Here is a 16,160-nt window from a genome sequence, read left to right on the forward strand (position 1 = left end):
GGTCAGGCTCCGATCCAGACGGTCTTGGTGTTGCAGAATTCGCGGATACCTTCGGCACCGAGCTCCCGGCCGTAGCCGGACTTCTTGATGCCACCGAAGGGCAGGCGGGGGTCGGACGCGACCACGCCGTTGACGAACACGGCGCCGGCTTCGATCTCGCGGGCCAGTTCGCGCGCACGGTCCACATCGGACGTCCAGAGGGCCGCGCCGAGGCCGAATTCGGTGCGGTTGGCCAGTTCGACGGCCGTGCCGGCGTCGGGCACGCGGATGATCGCGGCGAGCGGTCCGAATGTCTCCTCGTCGAAGGCGGCCATGCCGGGACGCACGTGGTCGAGGATGGTCGGCGGGTAGAAGAACCCGGGACCGTCTGCGGGTTCACCGCCGGCCAGGACTGTCGCCCCGGCCGCGACGCTCCGCTGGACCTGGTCGTGCAGGGTGTCGCGCAGGTTCGCGCGCGCCATGGGCCCGATGGCGGTCGCCGGGTCGGCGGGGTCGCCGATCTTCAGCTCGGCGGCGTGGCGGCGGAAGGCCGCGACGAACTCGTCGGCGACCGCGTCTTCGACGATGAACCGCTTGGCGTTGACGCAGCTCTGGCCGACGTTGACGAACCGTGCCTTCACCGCGGCCCGGGCGGCGGCCTGGATGTCGGCGTCGGCGAGCACCAGGAACGGGTCGGAACCGCCGAGCTCGAGCACCTGCTTCTTGAGCGAGGCACCGGCCTGGGCGGCGACGATCGCGCCGACCTGGGTGGACCCGGTGAGCGTGACGGCGGCGATCCGGTCGTCGGCGATCAGTGGCGCGATCTGCTCGACGTCCACCAGCAGGGTCCGGAACAGGCCCGCCGGGAATCCGGCGTCGCGCACGACTTCCTCGACCGCGAGGGCGCACTGCGGGACGTTGTTGGCGTGCTTGAGCAACGCGCCGTTGCCCGCGGCGAAGGCTGGTGCGGCGAAGCGGAAGAACTGCCAGAACGGGTAGTTCCACGGCATGACGGCCAGGACCACGCCGAGCGGGTCGTAGACGACGCCGGCCTCGGCTGTCACGCTGCGGCCCTCGAGGTATTCGGCGGCGTGGTCGGCGTAGTGCTCGCACGTGACGGCGCACTTTTCGATCTCGGCTTCGGCTTCGACGAGCGGCTTGCCCATCTCACTGACGATGAGCCGGGCGTAGCGGTTCTTGCGTTCCCTCAGGACGGCGGCGATGTCGCGCAGCATTGCCGCGCGCTCGGCCGGTGGGCGCTTACGCCACTGGCGCTGGGCGCTGACGGCGGCGTCGACGGCGGTTTCGACCTCGTCGGCGGTCAGCGGGGTGAAGCGGGCCAGTTCGGCGCCGGTGGCCGGGTTGGTGGAGACGATCACGCGGCGTTCTCCCCGATCGTGGTGAGGTGGCTGATGACGGCGTCGGCGAAGGCGGCGGTACCGAGGTCGCCGCCGATGTCGCGGGTGCGGGTCGCCGGGTCGGCCAGCGTGGCCTCGACCGCCTCGGCGATCAGCGAACCCGCCTTGAGCAGGGCGGGGTTGCCGTCGCGGCGTCCGCGCCAGTCGAGCAGCATCGCGGCGGACAGCATCAAAGACGTCGGGTTGGCGACGTCCTGGCCCGCGATGTCGGGGGCGGAGCCGTGCTGGGCCTGGGCGACACAGATCGTGTCGCCGGCGTTGATGGAGCCGCCGAGCCCGAGGCTGCCGGACAGTTCGGAGGCCTCGTCGGAGAGGATGTCGCCGAACATGTTGGTGGTCACGACGACGTCGAACCGCTCGGGATCGCGGATGAGCAGCGCGGCGGTGGCGTCGACGATCAGCTCTTCCAGCTCCACGTCGGGGAAGTCTGCGGCGACCTTGCGGACTTCGCGCAGGAACAGGCCGTCCGACAGTTTCAGGACGTTCGCCTTGTGCACAGCGGTGACCTTCCGGCGCCGGCCCCGGGCGAGCGCGAATGCCGTGCGCGCCACGCGCTCGCAGGACTTGGCGCTGATCTTGCGGATCGAGAGTGCGAGGTCGGGGTCCGGCATGAACTCGCCGGTCCCGGCATGCATGTTGCGGTCGGCGTAGAAGCCCTCGGTGTTCTCGCGCACGAGGACGAGGTCCATCGGCTTGCGCAGGACGCTGAGGTCGGGCCGCGACCGGCAGGGCCGGATGTTGGCGTAGAGGCTGAAGACCGTGCGCAGCTCCGCGGAGGGATTGATGCCCCCCTCCGACCGCGGCGGGTAGTCGTAGTGGCTGACCGGGCCGAGCAGCACGCCGTCGACCTGGGGGATGCGGTCGAGCACGTCGCCTGGCAGCGTCGTGCTCGACGTGGCCAGGCTCGCGTGCCCGATCTCGCGCGTCTCGAATTCCATGCCGACGGTGAGCGCGGCTTCGGCGGCGTGCAGCACCTTCAAGGTGGCGTCGGTGATCTCGGGGCCGATGCCGTCACCTGGCAGAACGAGAATCTTCACTGAACTTCCTTCCGGCTCGGACATCCGGCAGCGTACGCACCAGGTTGGTTTTTCACAAGGGAGTAATACCAAGATTCTGGTATAACAGTCTTGAGAAAAACCAGGGCGCGACCTATGGTTCTCCGCAACCGCCGGTGCTCCCCGGCCTCGGCGCTTCCCGCCCTTCCAGAGCAGCAAGGGAAACCCATGTCGAACCACGCCCCCGCGGCCCTGGCCGCCGACCCGATCCCCGGCTCCGCCACGACGAGCGACGGCCCCTGGCCCGGCCGGTGGTCCCGGCTGATGGACCGCGACGTCGGAATCGTGCCCATCCCGGTCTACGTCGTCCTCGTCGCACTGCTGGTCGCCTTCGTGCTCACGCACAACATCACCGGCGAGCTCGCGGTGGTCATCGGCCTCATGGTCGCGTTCGCCTTCACCCTCGCCGAGATCGGCAAGCGGGTGCCCGTCCTGCGCAGCATCGGCGGCGCGGCGATTCTGGTGACCTTCGTGCCCTCGTACCTGGCCTTCCGCGGCTGGATCCCCGCTCCGGCGGCGAAGGCCCTGGGTGACTTCTTCACCTCGACGAAGGTGCTGAACCTGTTCATCGCCTTCGTGATCGTGGGCAGCATCCTCAGCATGGACCGAAGGCTGCTGGTCCGCGGCTTCGCGAAGATCTTCGTGCCGCTGCTGGCCGGCAGCGTCGTGGCCTTCAGCGTCGGCACCGGCGTGGGGACCGCACTGGGACTGGGCTGGAAAGAGACGATCTTCTTCGTCGTCGTCCCGATCATGGCCGGCGGCGTCGGCGAAGGCGCCATCCCGCTCACCATCGGCTACGCCGCGATCCTCGGCAGCGCGCAGGGTCCGCTGCTGGCCAAGGTCCTGCCGGCCGTGCTCGTCGGCAACCTCGCGGCCATCCTCCTGTCGGGTCTGCTCGGCCACCTCGGCAAGCGCCGTCCCCACCTCACCGGCAACGGACGTCTGGAACCGGGCAAGGAAACCGACCTCCTCGACGGGCTCGAGCGCAAGCGACCGGACCTCTCGCCCCAGTCGATCGCAGCCGCGGGGGTCACCGCGGTCGTGCTCTACCTCTGCGGCGTGCTCGCCCTCGACCTCCTCGGCTTCCCGGCGCCCGTGGTGATGCTGGGCCTGGCCGTCCTCCTCAAGCTCGCGCACGGCGTCACTCCGCGCCTGCAGGACGGGGCCACGTTCGTCTACAGCTTCTGCCTGACCGCGCTCGCCTTCCCGGTCCTGTTCACCTTCGGCCTCGTCCAGGTCCCCTGGAAGGCACTGATCGCCGGGTTCACCCCCGCGCACCTGCTGACGATCGTCGCGACGGTGCTCGCCATGGTCGCCACCGGGTTCGTGGTCTCGCGCTGGGTCCGGATCCACCCCGTGGAGGGCGCGATCGTCGCCGCCACCCACAGCGGCATGGGCGGCGCCGGCGACATCGCGATCTTGTCCGCGAGCAACCGGATGCGGCTCATGCCCTTCGCCCAGATCGCCACGCGCATCGGCGGCGGCATCACGATCACGCTGGCGCTGCTGGCTGCCCACACCTTCGGGCTCTGACGAGAAGGAGCACCACCCATGGTCTGGGAAATCGCGCAGATCGACGTGCGGCCGGGAACGGAGGCCGCGTTCGAAAAGGCAGTCGGCGAAGCGGTGCCGTTGTTCGAGGGGGCTCCCGGCTGCCACAGTGTCCAGTTGCGCCGGGGCGTCGAACAGCCCCGGCGGTACTGGCTGGTCGTCGAGTGGGAGACCGTCGAGCACCACACGATCCGGTTCCGCAGCTCCGCGGAGTTCGCCCGCTGGCGGGAACTGACCGGCGACTACTTCGCCGCCGCCCCCCGAGTCGACCACGTTCACGCCGTGGACCTGTCATGACCGCGCCGGCATCACCCCCGCTGCCGGTAAACTGCGCCTGCCCGGAACTCGGACACGGACGGAGGCACATGGCACCGACCCCGCTCGCACGGCAGGTCGCTGCCCGCATCGTCGACTACATCCGCGACGAACAGACGAGCCCGGGCACCCGGCTGGTCGAACGCACCCTCGCCGAGCACCTGCGCGTCTCCCGCTCGCCCGTGCGCAGCGCGCTCCGGCTGCTCGAGGACAGCGGCGTGGTCGCCCCGGCCGAGCGGGGCGGCTACACGGTCGTGCGCACCGGAGATCAGCTCGACGACGTTCCCTTCGCCGACGCGGGTCACGACGACGGCGAGACCACCTACCTGCGGATCGCGGCCGACCGTCTCGACGGCAAGCTGCCCGACCGGATCACCGAAAGCGCGCTGGCCAGGCAGTACGGCCTGACCGCCGCAGACCTCAACCACACCCTGCGCAGGATTTCGAGCGAAGGCTGGATCGAGCGTCTCCCCGGATACGGCTGGGAGTTCCAGCCGGCCCTGACCTCCGAGAAGGCCTACGCGGACAGCTACCGGTTCCGGCTGATCATCGAACCCGCCGCCCTGCTCGAGCCCACCTTCACCCTCGACCGCAGAGCCATCGAAGAAGTCAAGGCCCAGCAGCAGAAGCTGGCCGACGGCGCCGTCTACGAGGTGGGCAACGCCGAGCTGTTCACCCTCAACCGCGCCTTCCACGAGGCGATCATGGAGTGCAGCGGCAACACCTTCCTCATCGACGGCCTGCGCCGGATCGACAACCTCCGGCGGCTCATCGAGTATCGCCGCGCCCTCGAACGCGACCGGGCGATCATCCGCTGCCGCGAGCACGTCGACATCGCCAGCCTGCTCCTCGCGGGCCGCCGCGCGGACGCGGCCGAACGGATGCGCGAACACCTCAGCACCGTGGGCGAGGAAAAGATCGCTGACAGCGCATTGCGCTGACCGGCTCGCCCGTCCTGTCGCCACCTCAAGGAGCACAACCATGCCTTTTTCAGTCAGCCGTCGGACGTTCGCTTGACCGGCGCCGCGGCTTCCGACGACGCCGTGCGCCCGCGGCGCAGGCCGCCCTTCGGCGCGACCGACTGCCACATCCACATCCTCGATCCGGACCGGTTCCCTTACCGCGTACCGGGCGACCACCCGCCGCCCGCGTCCACTGTGGATGAATACCTGCGCGTGCGCTCGCGTCTCGGGCTGACCCGGACCGTCGTGGTGACACCGTCCAACTACGGGACGGACAACCGCAGCACCCTCGACGCACTGGGCCGGCTCGGTCGCCAGGCGCGCGGTGTCGCCGTGATCGACGAATCCTTCGCCGACACGGACTTGCGAGAGATGCACGTCATGGGCGTCCGCGGCATCCGCTTCAACCTCACCCGTCCTGGTGGTGCCGGCGCAGAGCTGATCGCGCCGCTGGCCGCGCGGATCGCCCCGCTGGGATGGCACGTCCAGATCCACATGACTCCCCGCGGCATCCTCGCCAATCTCGACCGGCTGCGCGACCTCCCGGCCGACCTGGTCATCGACCACGCGGGTCGCATCCGGAGCACCGCCGACCCCGCTTTCACCGAGGTACTGCGTCTCATCGACGCCGGCCGTACCTGGGTGAAGCTCTCCGGCGTGTACCTGGAATCGACCGACGGGCCACCTGCCTACGCCGACCGCGCCGCGGTCGCGCGCGCCTTCCTGCGCGCGGCTCCGGAGCGGATGGTGTGGGGCACCGACTGGCCCCACACCACGGCGTTGCGCGGCGAGGTCCTCGTGCCCGACGACACCGCCATGCTCGACATGCTTCACCGCTGGGCCGGGAACGACCGGACGTGGGAGCGGGTTCTGGTGCTCAACCCGGCTCGCCTGTACCAATGGGACTGCACGGCACCGGTCGGCTGACCCTGCCCGGAACCACGCCGCCGAGGGCGCTCCCCGCCCGTGGGCTCGCTCCCGGAGCGGCGGCTGGCCCGGTGGCGAGTGCAAGTACGAGACCTGGCCGGCGGAGGCGCTCGGACGTGGTCGTCCTTACCCGCGCTGGAACCCGGAGCTGGGCCGTCGGCCGATCCACATGGCCGAGCCGGTCTTCGACTCGCTGTTCGGGCCGCTCGACGTGCATCCGGTCGCTATCACGTGGCAGTCAGCCGCCGGGCGAGGCTTCCAGCGCCGCGATCGCCCGGCGTCCGAGGCTGCCCTGCACGTGCTTCTTCATCGCCCGCTCCGCCGCCCGGGCGTCCCCGGCGATGACCGTCTGCGCGATCTCGGCGTGCTCACGCCGGACGCGCTCGCGGTCTTCGTCGGAGTCCGGTGTGGACCGCAGCCCGACCAGGCGGTAGCGGTCGGCCTTGTCCCAGAGCCCTTCGAGCAGCGACGACAGCAGCGGGTTGTGCGACGCCGCGTACACACTGCGGTGGAACGCCCGGTGCGCCAGCAGCGCCTCGAACCCCGTCGACGCGCTGAGGGGTTCGAGGCCCTTCAGCGCCGATTCGATGGTGGCGATGTCGGCGTCCGTCCGGCGGCCGGCGGCGAGCCGGGTGGCCAGGGGGTCGAGGTTTTCGCGGATCTCGAACAGGCTGCGCGCCTCCGCGGCGTCGAGCTCGGTGACCCGCGCGTCGCGGTGCGACGCCAGCGTCACCAAGCCCTCCGCGTCCAGCCGCCGGAGTGCCTCGCGCAGGGGAGTCGTGCTGAGCCCCAGCTCGACGGCGAGGTGCTCCTGGGAGATGGTCTGCCCGGCGGCCAGCTCCCCGGCGAGGATGCGGCGGCGCAGTTCGTCGTAGGCGTACGCGTTCTTGGTGAGTGCCGGGCGGGGGCTGGTCATCCGGTCAGCCTATAGCCCATAAGATCGCGTCGCGTCTGCGAGGCGGGCGACGAACTCGTCCGCGTGGGCCGTCTCCCAGACCAGGGGCGGGCGCACCTTCAGCACGTCACCGCCGGGGCCGGTGAGCCCGGCCAGCACACCGTGACCGGCCAGGTCGTCCAGCAGCGTGCGCGCCACCTCGCGGGACGTCGAACCGGCGGCCGGCAGCACGTCGACCCCCGCCAGCAACCCCGTGCCCCGCACCGCACCCAGCACCGGTGAACCGTCCGCCAGCTCCCGCAGGCCACCGCGGAGGTGTTCGCCGACCTCGACCGCCTGATCCGGCAGCCCCGTCAGCTCGAGGACGTCGAGCACCGCGTGGCCCGCGGCCGCCGCGGCCGGGGTCGCGGCGAACGTCGAGAAGTATTCGTACTTGCGCGCCAGCACGTCGGCGATTTCGCGGCGGGTGACCAGCGCGCCGATCGGGTAGCCGGCACCCATCGGCTTGCCGAGCGTCACCAGGTCGGGGGTGATCCCGGCCAGCGCGAACCGCCACAGCTGCGGCCCGCTGCGTCCGTAGCCCGACTGGACTTCGTCGGCCAGGTACAGCGCGCCGGTCGCGTGGGCGCCGTCGACCAGCCCGGCCAGGAACTCGTCCGGCACGTCGAGGATGCCTTCCGAGGTGAACTGCGAGTCGGCGAGCACGAGTGCCGGACGCAGGCCCGCGGCCTCGATCCGCGGTGTGGCACCAGGTTCGCGCGGCGCGGCGAAGGTCCCGACGTGAGCGGGCCGGTACCCCGGCGGCCACTCGTTCGAGCTCAGGTCCGCCATCCACTTCGACGAACCGTGGTACGCGTGCTCGGCGATGATCGCCGCGTCACCGCCGGTGTACTCGGTCGCCAGCCGCCAGGCCAGCTCGTTCGCCTCGGTGCCCGACGTCGTGAACAGGCACGTGTCCAGCTCCGGCGGCATCGTGGCCAGGATGCGCTCGGCGAGCCCGACGATGCCGCCGTGCAGGTACCGCGAGTGCGTGTTCAGCTCCGCCAGCTGCCGCCCGACGGCCCGCGTGACGGCCGGGTGGGCGTGCCCGATGACGGCCACGTTGTTGTACGCGTCCAGGTATCGCCGTTCGTCCCGGGCGTACAGCCAGGCACCTTCACCACGGACCAGTTCGAGGGGCCGGCGGTAGAACAGCGGGGACAGCCCGCCGCCCATCGCCGCCGCGCGCCGGGATGGCAGCTCGCTCGCCGGGATCGCCGAAGCGAGGTCGCGGGTTCCGGCCAGGCGCGCCAGCCGGTCGCCCAGCTCGGCCGGGGTGAGGCCGCCGAGCAGCCGCAGCACGCGCTCGCTCGTGTTGTCGTACTGCGTGATGTACCGCTCGTTGTCGCTGTGGGCCTCACGCCGCGTCGCCGACACCGCCAGCGTCGTGAGCAGCCGGGCGATCACCAGCTCGCCGAGCACCGCGACCTCGGCCGCGCTCAGCTCGCGGTGCCGCTGGTAGCCGCGCAGCACCGCTTCGGTCGCGCGCCAGACGTCCTCGGCCCGGCGCAGCACCGACGTCAGCGTGGCGGCCAGGTCGTTGACAGCGGCGGTGTGGTGCATGTCCCCGAAGTCGATCACGCCGGTGACCGCGCCCGCGTCGGCCAGCACGTTGGTGAGCGTGACGTCGGCGTGCTGCATCCCGGCCGGGAGGGTGGCGGTCGCGGCGAGCGCCGGGGTGACGCGTGCGACCAGCTCGCCGTAGCGCTCGAGACCCGAATCAGCCACCACTTCGGGCATCCGACGGACGTCCCACAGCAGCTCCCGGCCCGCCGCGGGGTGGAAGAACCCCTGCAGCGCAACGGAAATCCGGGCGGCGACCACGCCCACCTGAGCGGCCGTCCCGCCGTCGATCGGCCTTCCCTCCAGCGGCGCGCCCGGTAGCAGCGTGATCAGCCGGGCCAGGCAGGTGCGGCCGCTGTCGTCCGTCAGCCGCGCGACTGCCCCGACCGCCCCCGGCACCGGCAGGCCGGGGTCCGCGGCGTGCACGTGCTCGAGGGCGCGCACCTCCATGTCGACCACGTCGGCGCGCTCGGCCGGGTTGGAGATCTTGAGCACGAACCGGTTGTCGACGAGGACGTTGAGGTCGCGTTCGCTGTCGAGCGGCTTCAGCGCGGCGTCCGCGAGGTCCCAGTGCTCGCGCAGCGCCGCGCGCAGGCTGCCGGGGGAGAAGGCCGGAGCCGGTTCGGTGAAGGTGCTCATGCGGGGAGGTCCTTTCCGGGGGCGCCGGCTTCGAGGGTGAACGGCCGGTCGTGGCCGGGATAGACGAGATCGGCGCGTGACCGGACGAGCGCCATCGAGGCCGCCGCGGCGGCCTCGTCGACGGCGCTGCTGCAGCGTCCCCGCCGCAGGGCCCCGGCGGACGGCACGGCGTCGCCGGTCAGCAGCGCGGTGCCCGCGGCGGTGGTGACGGTCAGCCCGATCGAGCCCGCGGTGTGCCCGGGCAGCGCGGTGACCGTGACGCCGGGGGCGAGTTCGAGCCCGTCGGAAGCGGGGTGCACGGAGACGCCGCCGAGCACGGCCGCGGTCCACGGCGGGGTGACCGGATCGCCGTGCGGCGCGAGGTCTTCCGCCGGGTGGATCAGGACGTCGGTGAACAGATCCGCGTTCTGGACGTGGTCCCAGTGCGCGTGGGACAGCACCAGGACGTCGATGTCGCGTGGCGCCGGCCCGCGGTCGCCGAGGGCGCGCAGCAGGGCCCGCCGGCGCCCGGCGTGGCCGCAGTCGAAGAGGATCCGCCGCGCCCCGGCGTGGACCAGGTACACCCCGCAGAACCCGATGCTGCCCTGGTCCGAGCTTTGCCCCTGACCCCGGAGCAGGGGATCGACGTCAGGCACGGAACCGGCCGAGTGTGTAGGGGAGGACGCCGCCGTGGGCGTAGTAGACGGCCTCCTGCGGGGTGTCGAGCCGTGCGTGGACCTCGAACTCGAACGCGGGTGCCTCGCGCGGCCGGACCCGCACGGTCACCGGTCGCGCCGGATCGGCGACGGCCTCGGGGATACCGAGCAGGTCGAACTCCTCGGTGCCGTCGAGCCCGAGCGAGCCCGCGCTCTGCCCGTCAGCGAACTGCAGTGGCAGCACGCCCAGCTGCACCAGGTTCGACCGGTGGATCCGCTCGAACGACTCGGCCAGCACGACCCGCACCTTCAGCAGCGCGGTGGCCTTCGCCGCCCAGTCGCGCGACGACCCGGTGCCGTACTCCCGGCCCGCGATCACCAGCAGGGGAGTGCCGGCGAACGACCGGGCCGCTTCGTACACCGGTACGGCGCCGCCGCCGGCGTCCCGGGTCAGGCCGCCGGGCCCGAGCCGGTTCTTCAGGCGTGGGTTGGCGAACCCGCCGCGGACCATCACCTCGAAGTTGCCGCGGCGGGACGCGTAGGTGTTCAGGTCGGTCTCGCCAAGCGCGGTCAGGTAGCGCCCGGCGCAGCTCGACGGCGGGATGCGCCCGGCCGGGCTGATGTGGTCCGTGGTCACCGAGTCGCCGAGGAGCAGCAGCACCCGCGCGCCGCGGAGGTCCTCCGGCGGCGGCGCGACGTCGTCGAGGAAGGGCGGGCGCCGCAGGTACGTCGAGCCGGCCGGCCACTCGAACCGGGCCCCGTCCGCCGCGGGCACGCCGGCCCAGCGCTCGTCGCCGTCGAAGACGTCGGCGTAGGCGTCGCGGAACAGCTCCGGGGTCAAGTGGGCGGTGACGACGGCGTCGACCTCGGCGTCGTCCGGCCAGAGGTCGGCGAGGAACACCGGCTCGCCGTCCGCGCCGGTGCCGAGTGGTTCGGTGGTGAGGTCGCGGGTGATCGATCCGGCGAGCGCGTACGCGACCACCAGCGGCGGTGAGGCGAGGTAGTTGAGCGAGACGTCGTTGTTGATCCGGCCGTCGAAGTTGCGGTTGCCCGAGAGAACCGACGCGACCACGGTGCCGTCGGCGACCGCCGCGGCGACCTCGGGCAGCAGCGGCCCGGAGTTGCCGATGCACGTCATGCAGCCGTAGCCGACGACCTGGAAGCCGAGCTCGTCGAGCGGCTCGGACAGGCCGGCCCGGCGGAGGTACTCCGTGACGGTTTTCGACCCCGGCGCGAGACTCGTCTTCACCCATGGCTTGGCCGTCAAGCCGCGGGCGCGGGCGTTGCGGGCGAGCAGGCCGGCCGCGACCATCACGTGCGGGTTGGACGTGTTGGTGCACGACGTGATCGCCGCGATGGCGACCGCGCCGTCCGGCACCGGACCGTCCGTTGCGGACCCGATGGCCGCGCGCGCGTTCGCCGGGACGCCGGGGAGCGCGACGCGGTCCTGCGGCCGCCGCGGCCCGGCGAGCGAAGGGGTGACGGCGCAGAGGTCGATCCGCACCCGCTCGGCGTACCGCACGTCGGCCCCGGGGGCGTGCCAGAGGCCCTGCTCCTTCGCGTACACCTCGACGGCGGTGACGTGCTCGGGCGCGCGTCCGGTGAGCCGCAGGTAGCCGAGGGTGGTGTCGTCGACCGGGAACATCGCCGCGGTGGCGCCGAACTCCGGGCACATGTTGGCGATCGTCGCGCGGTGGGCGAGCGGGATCCGCGCGACCGCCGAACCGGTGAACTCGACGAACTTCCCGACGACGCCGTGGGCGCGCAGGGTCTCGGCGATGGTGAGCACCAGGTCGGTCGCGGTGACGCCGGGGCCGAGCCCGCCGGTCAGTTCGACGCCGACGACGGGCGGGACGAGCAGGCTCAGCGGCTGTCCGAGCAGCGCGACTTCGGCCTCGACGCCGCCGACGCCCCAGGCCAGCACGCCGAGCGCGTTGACCATCGTGGTGTGGGAGTCGGTGCCGGCGCAGGTGTCCGGGAACGCCCAGCCGTCGCGGCGCTCGACGACGTTCGCCAGGTACTCGAGGTTGATCTGGTGCATGATCCCGGTGCCGGGCGGGACGACGCGCAGCCCGTCGAGCCGTTCGCCCCACTTGAGGAAGCGGAACCGTTCCGTGTTGCGCGCGTACTCGATCTCGACGTTGCGGCGCAGGGCGTCCGGCCGGCCGGAAACCTCGGTCGCGATGGAGTGGTCGACGGTCAGGTGGCTGGGGATGTGCGGGCGCACCGCCGCCGGGTCGCCGCCCGCTTCGGCCACGGCGTCGCGCAGCGCGGCCAGGTCGGTCAGCACCGGGACGCCGTTGGTGTCGTGCAGGAAGACCCGGGAGGGCGAGAAGGCGATGACGCCGGTTTCCCCGCGCACGAGCCGGTCGATCTGCCCGGCGGTGACCGTGCGGCCGTCTTCGTGGCGCAGCAGGTTTTCCAGCAGGATCTTGTGGCTCAGCGGCAGCCGTTCGGCGCCGGGCACGGCGTCCAGGCGGTGCACCTGGTACCGCGTGCCGGCCAGGTCGAGCCGGGCCAGGCTGGCGTAGCTGTCCGAGGTGCTCTTCACGGTCGTCCTCTCCACATAGCTTATAGGCTATAATATCAGCATGACCTCCCTTCTGGACCGGATCATGGACGCGCACCGCGGCATCCGCCCCGAAGTGCCGGTGAGCACGCTCGAACGCAGCAGGCTGCTGTCGGACGAGCTGGGCTGTGACGTGTGGTTGAAGACCGACCACCTGATGCCGACCGGCTCGTTCAAGGTGCGCGGCTCGGCCAACAAGATCCGCGTGCTCGGTGACGCGGCGAAGCGGACCGGCGTGATCACGGCGTCCACGGGCAACCACGGCCAGGGTGTCGCGCGCGCCGGGAAGCTGGCCGGCGTCGCCGTGACCGTCTACGTCGGCCAGACGACCACCCGGGCGAAGATGGCCGCGATCGGGGCGCTCGGCGCGGAACTCGTGGTGGTCCCGGGCGGCCCGCTCGACGCCGAACAGGAAGCTCGCAAGCAAGCCGTGCAGCGGGGAAAGCCGTACGTGGCACCGTACAACGACGTCGACACCATGGCGGGGCAGGGCACGCTGGGTGTCGAGCTGGCCGGGCAGGCCCCGGACCTGGACGCGGTGTTCGCCTGCGTCGGCGGGGGCGGGCTCATCGGCGGGGTCGGCACGGCGCTGAAGGCGCTGAGCCCGCACACCCGGGTCGTCGGCGTCTGGCCGGCGGCGTCGACCTGCCTGCTGGATTCGCTGAAGGCGGGCCACATCGTCGAGACACCCGAATCGCCGACGTTGTCGGACGGTTCGGCCGGCGCGGTCGAGCCGGGCTCGGTGACGTTCCCGGTCTGCCAGGACGTGATCGACGAGACCGTGACGGTCTCCGAGGACGAGATCGCGCGGGCGATGCGCAAGATCGCGGAGGGGGAGCGCTGGATGATCGAGGGCGCGGCCGGTGTCGCCGTCGCGGGTCTGATCAAGACCGCGCGGCGGTACCGGGGGAAGAAGGTGGCGGTCGTCCTCTGTGGACGCAACGTCACGCTGGAGACCTTCCTGCGCGCCGTGGCCGTGTGACGTGGGCGCGCCGGAACCGCTGGTGAGCCGGGTCAACCACGCGTGGAGCCGGTTGAGCGAGCCGGAACGGGCGGTGGCGGAGTACCTCGTCACGTCACCTCCGCGCCAGGTGGTGCTCGCGACGGCGGACGACCTCGGCCGCCGGACGGGCACGAGTGACGAGACGGTCGTCCGCACCGCCCGGCGACTCGGCTACGCCGGGTTGCCGGCGCTGAAGGCGTCCCTCGGCGGGGCCGGAAACGCGCCGCAGGTCGGCTTCCGGCGGCAGGTGGCCCGGGACCTGCCGAGCGCGACGACGCACGTGGTCCGCGACGCGCTCGGCCGGATCAGCGCGTTCGGCCGCGGGCTCGACCTCGGCGAACTGGCGGCGGCGCTGCGGATCATCGGGGCGGCGTCGCGGGTGTTCTGCTACGGCTGGGGCGTCAACGAGCTGAGCGCGCGGTACCTGGCGCTGAAACTCACCCGGGCCGGCAAGGCCGCCTCGGCGTCGGGGGCCACCGGGGTGGCGTTCGCGGACGACCTGGCGGACCTCTCGCCGCGGCACGCGGTCGTCGTCTTCGCTCCCGGCCGGCTGCTGCCCGAGCTGGAACTGCTGGTGGCCCACGCGAAGCGGGTCGGTGCGGAACTGGTCCTCGTCACGGAGCACCTCGCCGGCGAGATCGCCGCGGACGCGGTCCTGCGCGACCCGGGGTCGCCCGGCAGCCTCACCGCCGAACCGCTGTGCGCCATGCTCGTCGCCGACCTCCTGGTGCTCGGCACCCTCGGCGACGGAGACACGTACGCCCTGCTCACCCGGCTTCGGGAAGAACTTCAATGACCTTGCCCACTGTGGACCTCGCAGGCATCCGCGAGGTCGCTTCCCAGGACCTGTGTTCGCGGCGGTCCGCGACGCGCTGATCGCCCACGCCGAAGGCTGGAGTGGCTGCACGCGCTGCGGCCGTTGTCGCGGGTCCGGGTGTGGGGACGCCGCCCGGAGGCGGTGCGAGGGCTGTGCGCGCACCTGGACCTGGAGGCCCGCCCCGCGACGGTCGAGGAGGCGGCGGTCTTCTCGGCTCTGAACTTCTGAAATGGAAAGCCTCGCCGGGGCGGTGGTGGCAAGCCGCCCCGGCGAGGCCGGTCTGGGAATATTCAGGAAACGCTCTCGAGCGGTGCGGGCGCCGGCGAATCCACCCGGGCCACCCGGGCCCGGCGGCGCTTGCGCGGCGGCCGGTCCAGCAGCTCCGCGATCCGCGACAAGCCGAAGTTGAGCACGATGTAGAAGGCCGCCGTCAGCGCGTACGCCTGGATGAAGTTCGCGTTGTACTCGCCGAGCACCTGCCCGTTGCGCAGCAGCTCGGGATAGCTGACGACGTACCCGAGGCTCGACTCCTTGAGCGTCCGGATCACCTGCGTCACCAGCGCCGGCCGCAGCGCGCGGAACACCTGGGGCAGCACCACCAGGCGCAGGGCCTGGCCGCGCCGGAGGCCGATCGCCGCCGCCGCGTCGAACTGGCCGCGGTCCAGGGAATGCACGCCCGCGCGGACGATTTCGGCGAACACCGAGCCCGCGTGCAGCACGATCGGGATCGACAGCACCCAGAACGGCGGCAGGTTCCAGCCGAACGCCGGCAGGCCGATCAGGAAGAAGTACACCAGCAGGATCAGCGGGATCGCCCGGAACAGCTCGATCGCGGCCGCGGCCGGCAGCGACAGCCAGCGGCGCGGCGAAAGCCGGCCGAGGCCGAACACCGTGCCGAACACCAGGGACATCGCCGCGCAGGACAGGCCGATCCGCAGCGTCATGCCCAGGCCGTCGAGCAGGTAGCGGATGTTGGGCCACGACGCCAGCGGCGACCACAGCCGGCCCGAGAGCTGGCCGACGTGCTGGAGCTGCAGGACGATCCCCACGAGCGCGCCCAGCACGACGACGATCGCGATGATCGTCGCGATCCGGAGCCGGGCCTTGCCGCGCGGGCCGAGCTCGTCGAACAACACGGTGGTCTTCATCGGCGGATCCGCACCTTCCGTTCGATGACCCCGGTCAGCTGGCCCGCGGTGAGCGTGATCAGCAGGTAGCCGATCGCCGCGGCGATGAAGCTCGGGATGGGCTGGGCGTGGTCGAGGTTGAACTGCCGCGCGGAGCCGGTGAGCTCCTGCACGCCGACGGCCGCGCCGAGCGCCGACGCGAGGCAGACGTTGATGAAGATGGAGCCCAGCGGCTGGGCCATGGACCGGAACGCCTGCGGCAGCACGACCTGCCGCAGGACGCCGGCGAAGGTCAGCCCGAGCGCGCGGGCCGCCTCGATCTGCCCGGTGGGGACGGCCGCGACACCCGAGCGGACCGTCTCGCAGACGTACGCGCCGAAGTACAGCCCCAGGCCGAGGACGACCGAGCCGAACAACGGCACGGTCGCCCCGACGTAGGGCAGCCCGAACACCACCATGACCAGGACGAGCAGCAACGGCGAGTTGCGCAGGCACTGGACGTAGAACCCGGCCACCGCCCGCAGCGGGCCGATCGGGCCGACCCGGCAGACACCGAGCACGGTGCCGATCAGCAAGGCCAGCGGGAAGGCGAGCACGGCCAGCTCGAGGGTCACCAGCAGACCGGTGAGCAGCTCACCGATGTGATCGAACAGGACGGACATGGTG

14 protein-coding genes are annotated in these 16,160 nt (G+C 71.9%); 6 read left to right on the forward strand and 8 right to left on the reverse strand.

The features are described from left to right. Nucleotides 1-2: 2 nt before the first annotated feature. Complete coding sequence (locus AB0M83_RS09050) at nucleotides 3-1,358, reverse strand: NAD-dependent succinate-semialdehyde dehydrogenase (RefSeq protein ID WP_364514666.1); 1,356 nt, start codon at nucleotides 1,356-1,358, stop codon at nucleotides 3-5. After that, nucleotides 1,355-2,434, reverse strand: a complete 1,080-nt coding sequence (locus AB0M83_RS09055) for an isocitrate/isopropylmalate family dehydrogenase (RefSeq protein WP_364514669.1) — start codon at nucleotides 2,432-2,434, stop codon at nucleotides 1,355-1,357. Before AB0M83_RS09055 ends, AB0M83_RS09050 begins: the two co-directional genes overlap by 4 nt. 186 nt (nucleotides 2,435-2,620) lie before the next feature. Between AB0M83_RS09055 and AB0M83_RS09060 the strand changes: the two genes are divergently transcribed. The 4 genes from AB0M83_RS09060 to AB0M83_RS09075 all read left to right on the forward strand — a co-directional run bounded on the left by AB0M83_RS09060 (nucleotide 2,621) and on the right by AB0M83_RS09075 (nucleotide 6,207). Beyond that, nucleotides 2,621-3,985: a 2-hydroxycarboxylate transporter family protein gene (locus tag AB0M83_RS09060; protein ID WP_364514671.1), complete on the forward strand. Its 1,365-nt coding sequence runs from the start codon at nucleotides 2,621-2,623 to the stop codon at nucleotides 3,983-3,985. An 18-nt stretch (nucleotides 3,986-4,003) separates the two neighbouring features. Next, nucleotides 4,004-4,300 (forward strand): antibiotic biosynthesis monooxygenase family protein, encoded by a 297-nt coding sequence (locus tag AB0M83_RS09065; RefSeq protein WP_364514674.1) that lies wholly within the window; start codon nucleotides 4,004-4,006, stop codon nucleotides 4,298-4,300. A 68-nt stretch (nucleotides 4,301-4,368) separates the two neighbouring features. Next, complete coding sequence (locus AB0M83_RS09070) at nucleotides 4,369-5,259, forward strand: GntR family transcriptional regulator (RefSeq protein ID WP_364514676.1); 891 nt, start codon at nucleotides 4,369-4,371, stop codon at nucleotides 5,257-5,259. Between the two features lie 72 nt (nucleotides 5,260-5,331). After that, nucleotides 5,332-6,207, forward strand: a complete 876-nt coding sequence (locus AB0M83_RS09075; RefSeq protein WP_364514679.1) for an amidohydrolase family protein — start codon at nucleotides 5,332-5,334, stop codon at nucleotides 6,205-6,207. 238 nt (nucleotides 6,208-6,445) lie between these two features. On the opposite strand, the gene AB0M83_RS09080 is transcribed toward AB0M83_RS09075, so the two are convergent. The 4 genes from AB0M83_RS09080 to acnA are packed head-to-tail and all read right to left on the reverse strand — an operon-like array spanning nucleotide 6,446 to nucleotide 12,529. Further along, a complete protein-coding gene (locus tag AB0M83_RS09080) occupies nucleotides 6,446-7,123 on the reverse strand; it encodes a GntR family transcriptional regulator (protein WP_364514681.1) in 678 nt (225 codons plus the stop codon). A 9-nt stretch (nucleotides 7,124-7,132) separates the two neighbouring features. Then, nucleotides 7,133-9,343: an aminotransferase class III-fold pyridoxal phosphate-dependent enzyme gene (locus AB0M83_RS09085; RefSeq protein ID WP_364514683.1), complete on the reverse strand. Its 2,211-nt coding sequence runs from the start codon at nucleotides 9,341-9,343 to the stop codon at nucleotides 7,133-7,135. Then, complete coding sequence (locus AB0M83_RS09090; protein ID WP_364514686.1) at nucleotides 9,340-9,978, reverse strand: MBL fold metallo-hydrolase; 639 nt, start codon at nucleotides 9,976-9,978, stop codon at nucleotides 9,340-9,342. Before AB0M83_RS09090 ends, AB0M83_RS09085 begins: the two co-directional genes overlap by 4 nt. Continuing rightward, entirely contained in the window at nucleotides 9,971-12,529 is a 2,559-nt protein-coding gene (gene acnA, locus AB0M83_RS09095) for an aconitate hydratase AcnA (RefSeq protein ID WP_364514689.1), read from the reverse strand. Before acnA ends, AB0M83_RS09090 begins: the two co-directional genes overlap by 8 nt. Nucleotides 12,530-12,569: 40 nt before the next feature. Here acnA and AB0M83_RS09100 point away from each other — a divergent pair, with 40 nt between their 5' ends. Together AB0M83_RS09100 and AB0M83_RS09105 are read left to right on the forward strand one after the other, a co-directional pair. Next, nucleotides 12,570-13,529, forward strand: coding sequence for a threonine/serine dehydratase (locus tag AB0M83_RS09100; RefSeq protein ID WP_364514692.1), 960 nt, complete (start codon nucleotides 12,570-12,572; stop codon nucleotides 13,527-13,529). Between the two features lie 22 nt (nucleotides 13,530-13,551). Then, the gene (locus AB0M83_RS09105) at nucleotides 13,552-14,346 is read left to right on the forward strand and encodes a MurR/RpiR family transcriptional regulator (protein ID WP_364514695.1); all 795 of its coding nucleotides are present in this window, start codon (nucleotides 13,552-13,554) and stop codon (nucleotides 14,344-14,346) included. 311 nt (nucleotides 14,347-14,657) lie between these two features. Here the strand turns inward: AB0M83_RS09105 and AB0M83_RS09110 are convergent, their stop codons facing one another. Both AB0M83_RS09110 and AB0M83_RS09115 read right to left on the reverse strand, forming a co-directional pair. Then, complete coding sequence (locus AB0M83_RS09110; protein WP_364514698.1) at nucleotides 14,658-15,515, reverse strand: amino acid ABC transporter permease; 858 nt, start codon at nucleotides 15,513-15,515, stop codon at nucleotides 14,658-14,660. Then, a complete protein-coding gene (locus tag AB0M83_RS09115; RefSeq protein ID WP_284742268.1) occupies nucleotides 15,512-16,156 on the reverse strand; it encodes an amino acid ABC transporter permease in 645 nt (214 codons plus the stop codon). Before AB0M83_RS09115 ends, AB0M83_RS09110 begins: the two co-directional genes overlap by 4 nt. Between the last annotated feature and the right edge of the window lie 4 nt (nucleotides 16,157-16,160).

This window comes from Amycolatopsis sp. NPDC051106, assembly GCF_040682775.1.
Lineage (GTDB): Bacteria > Actinomycetota > Actinomycetes > Mycobacteriales > Pseudonocardiaceae > Amycolatopsis.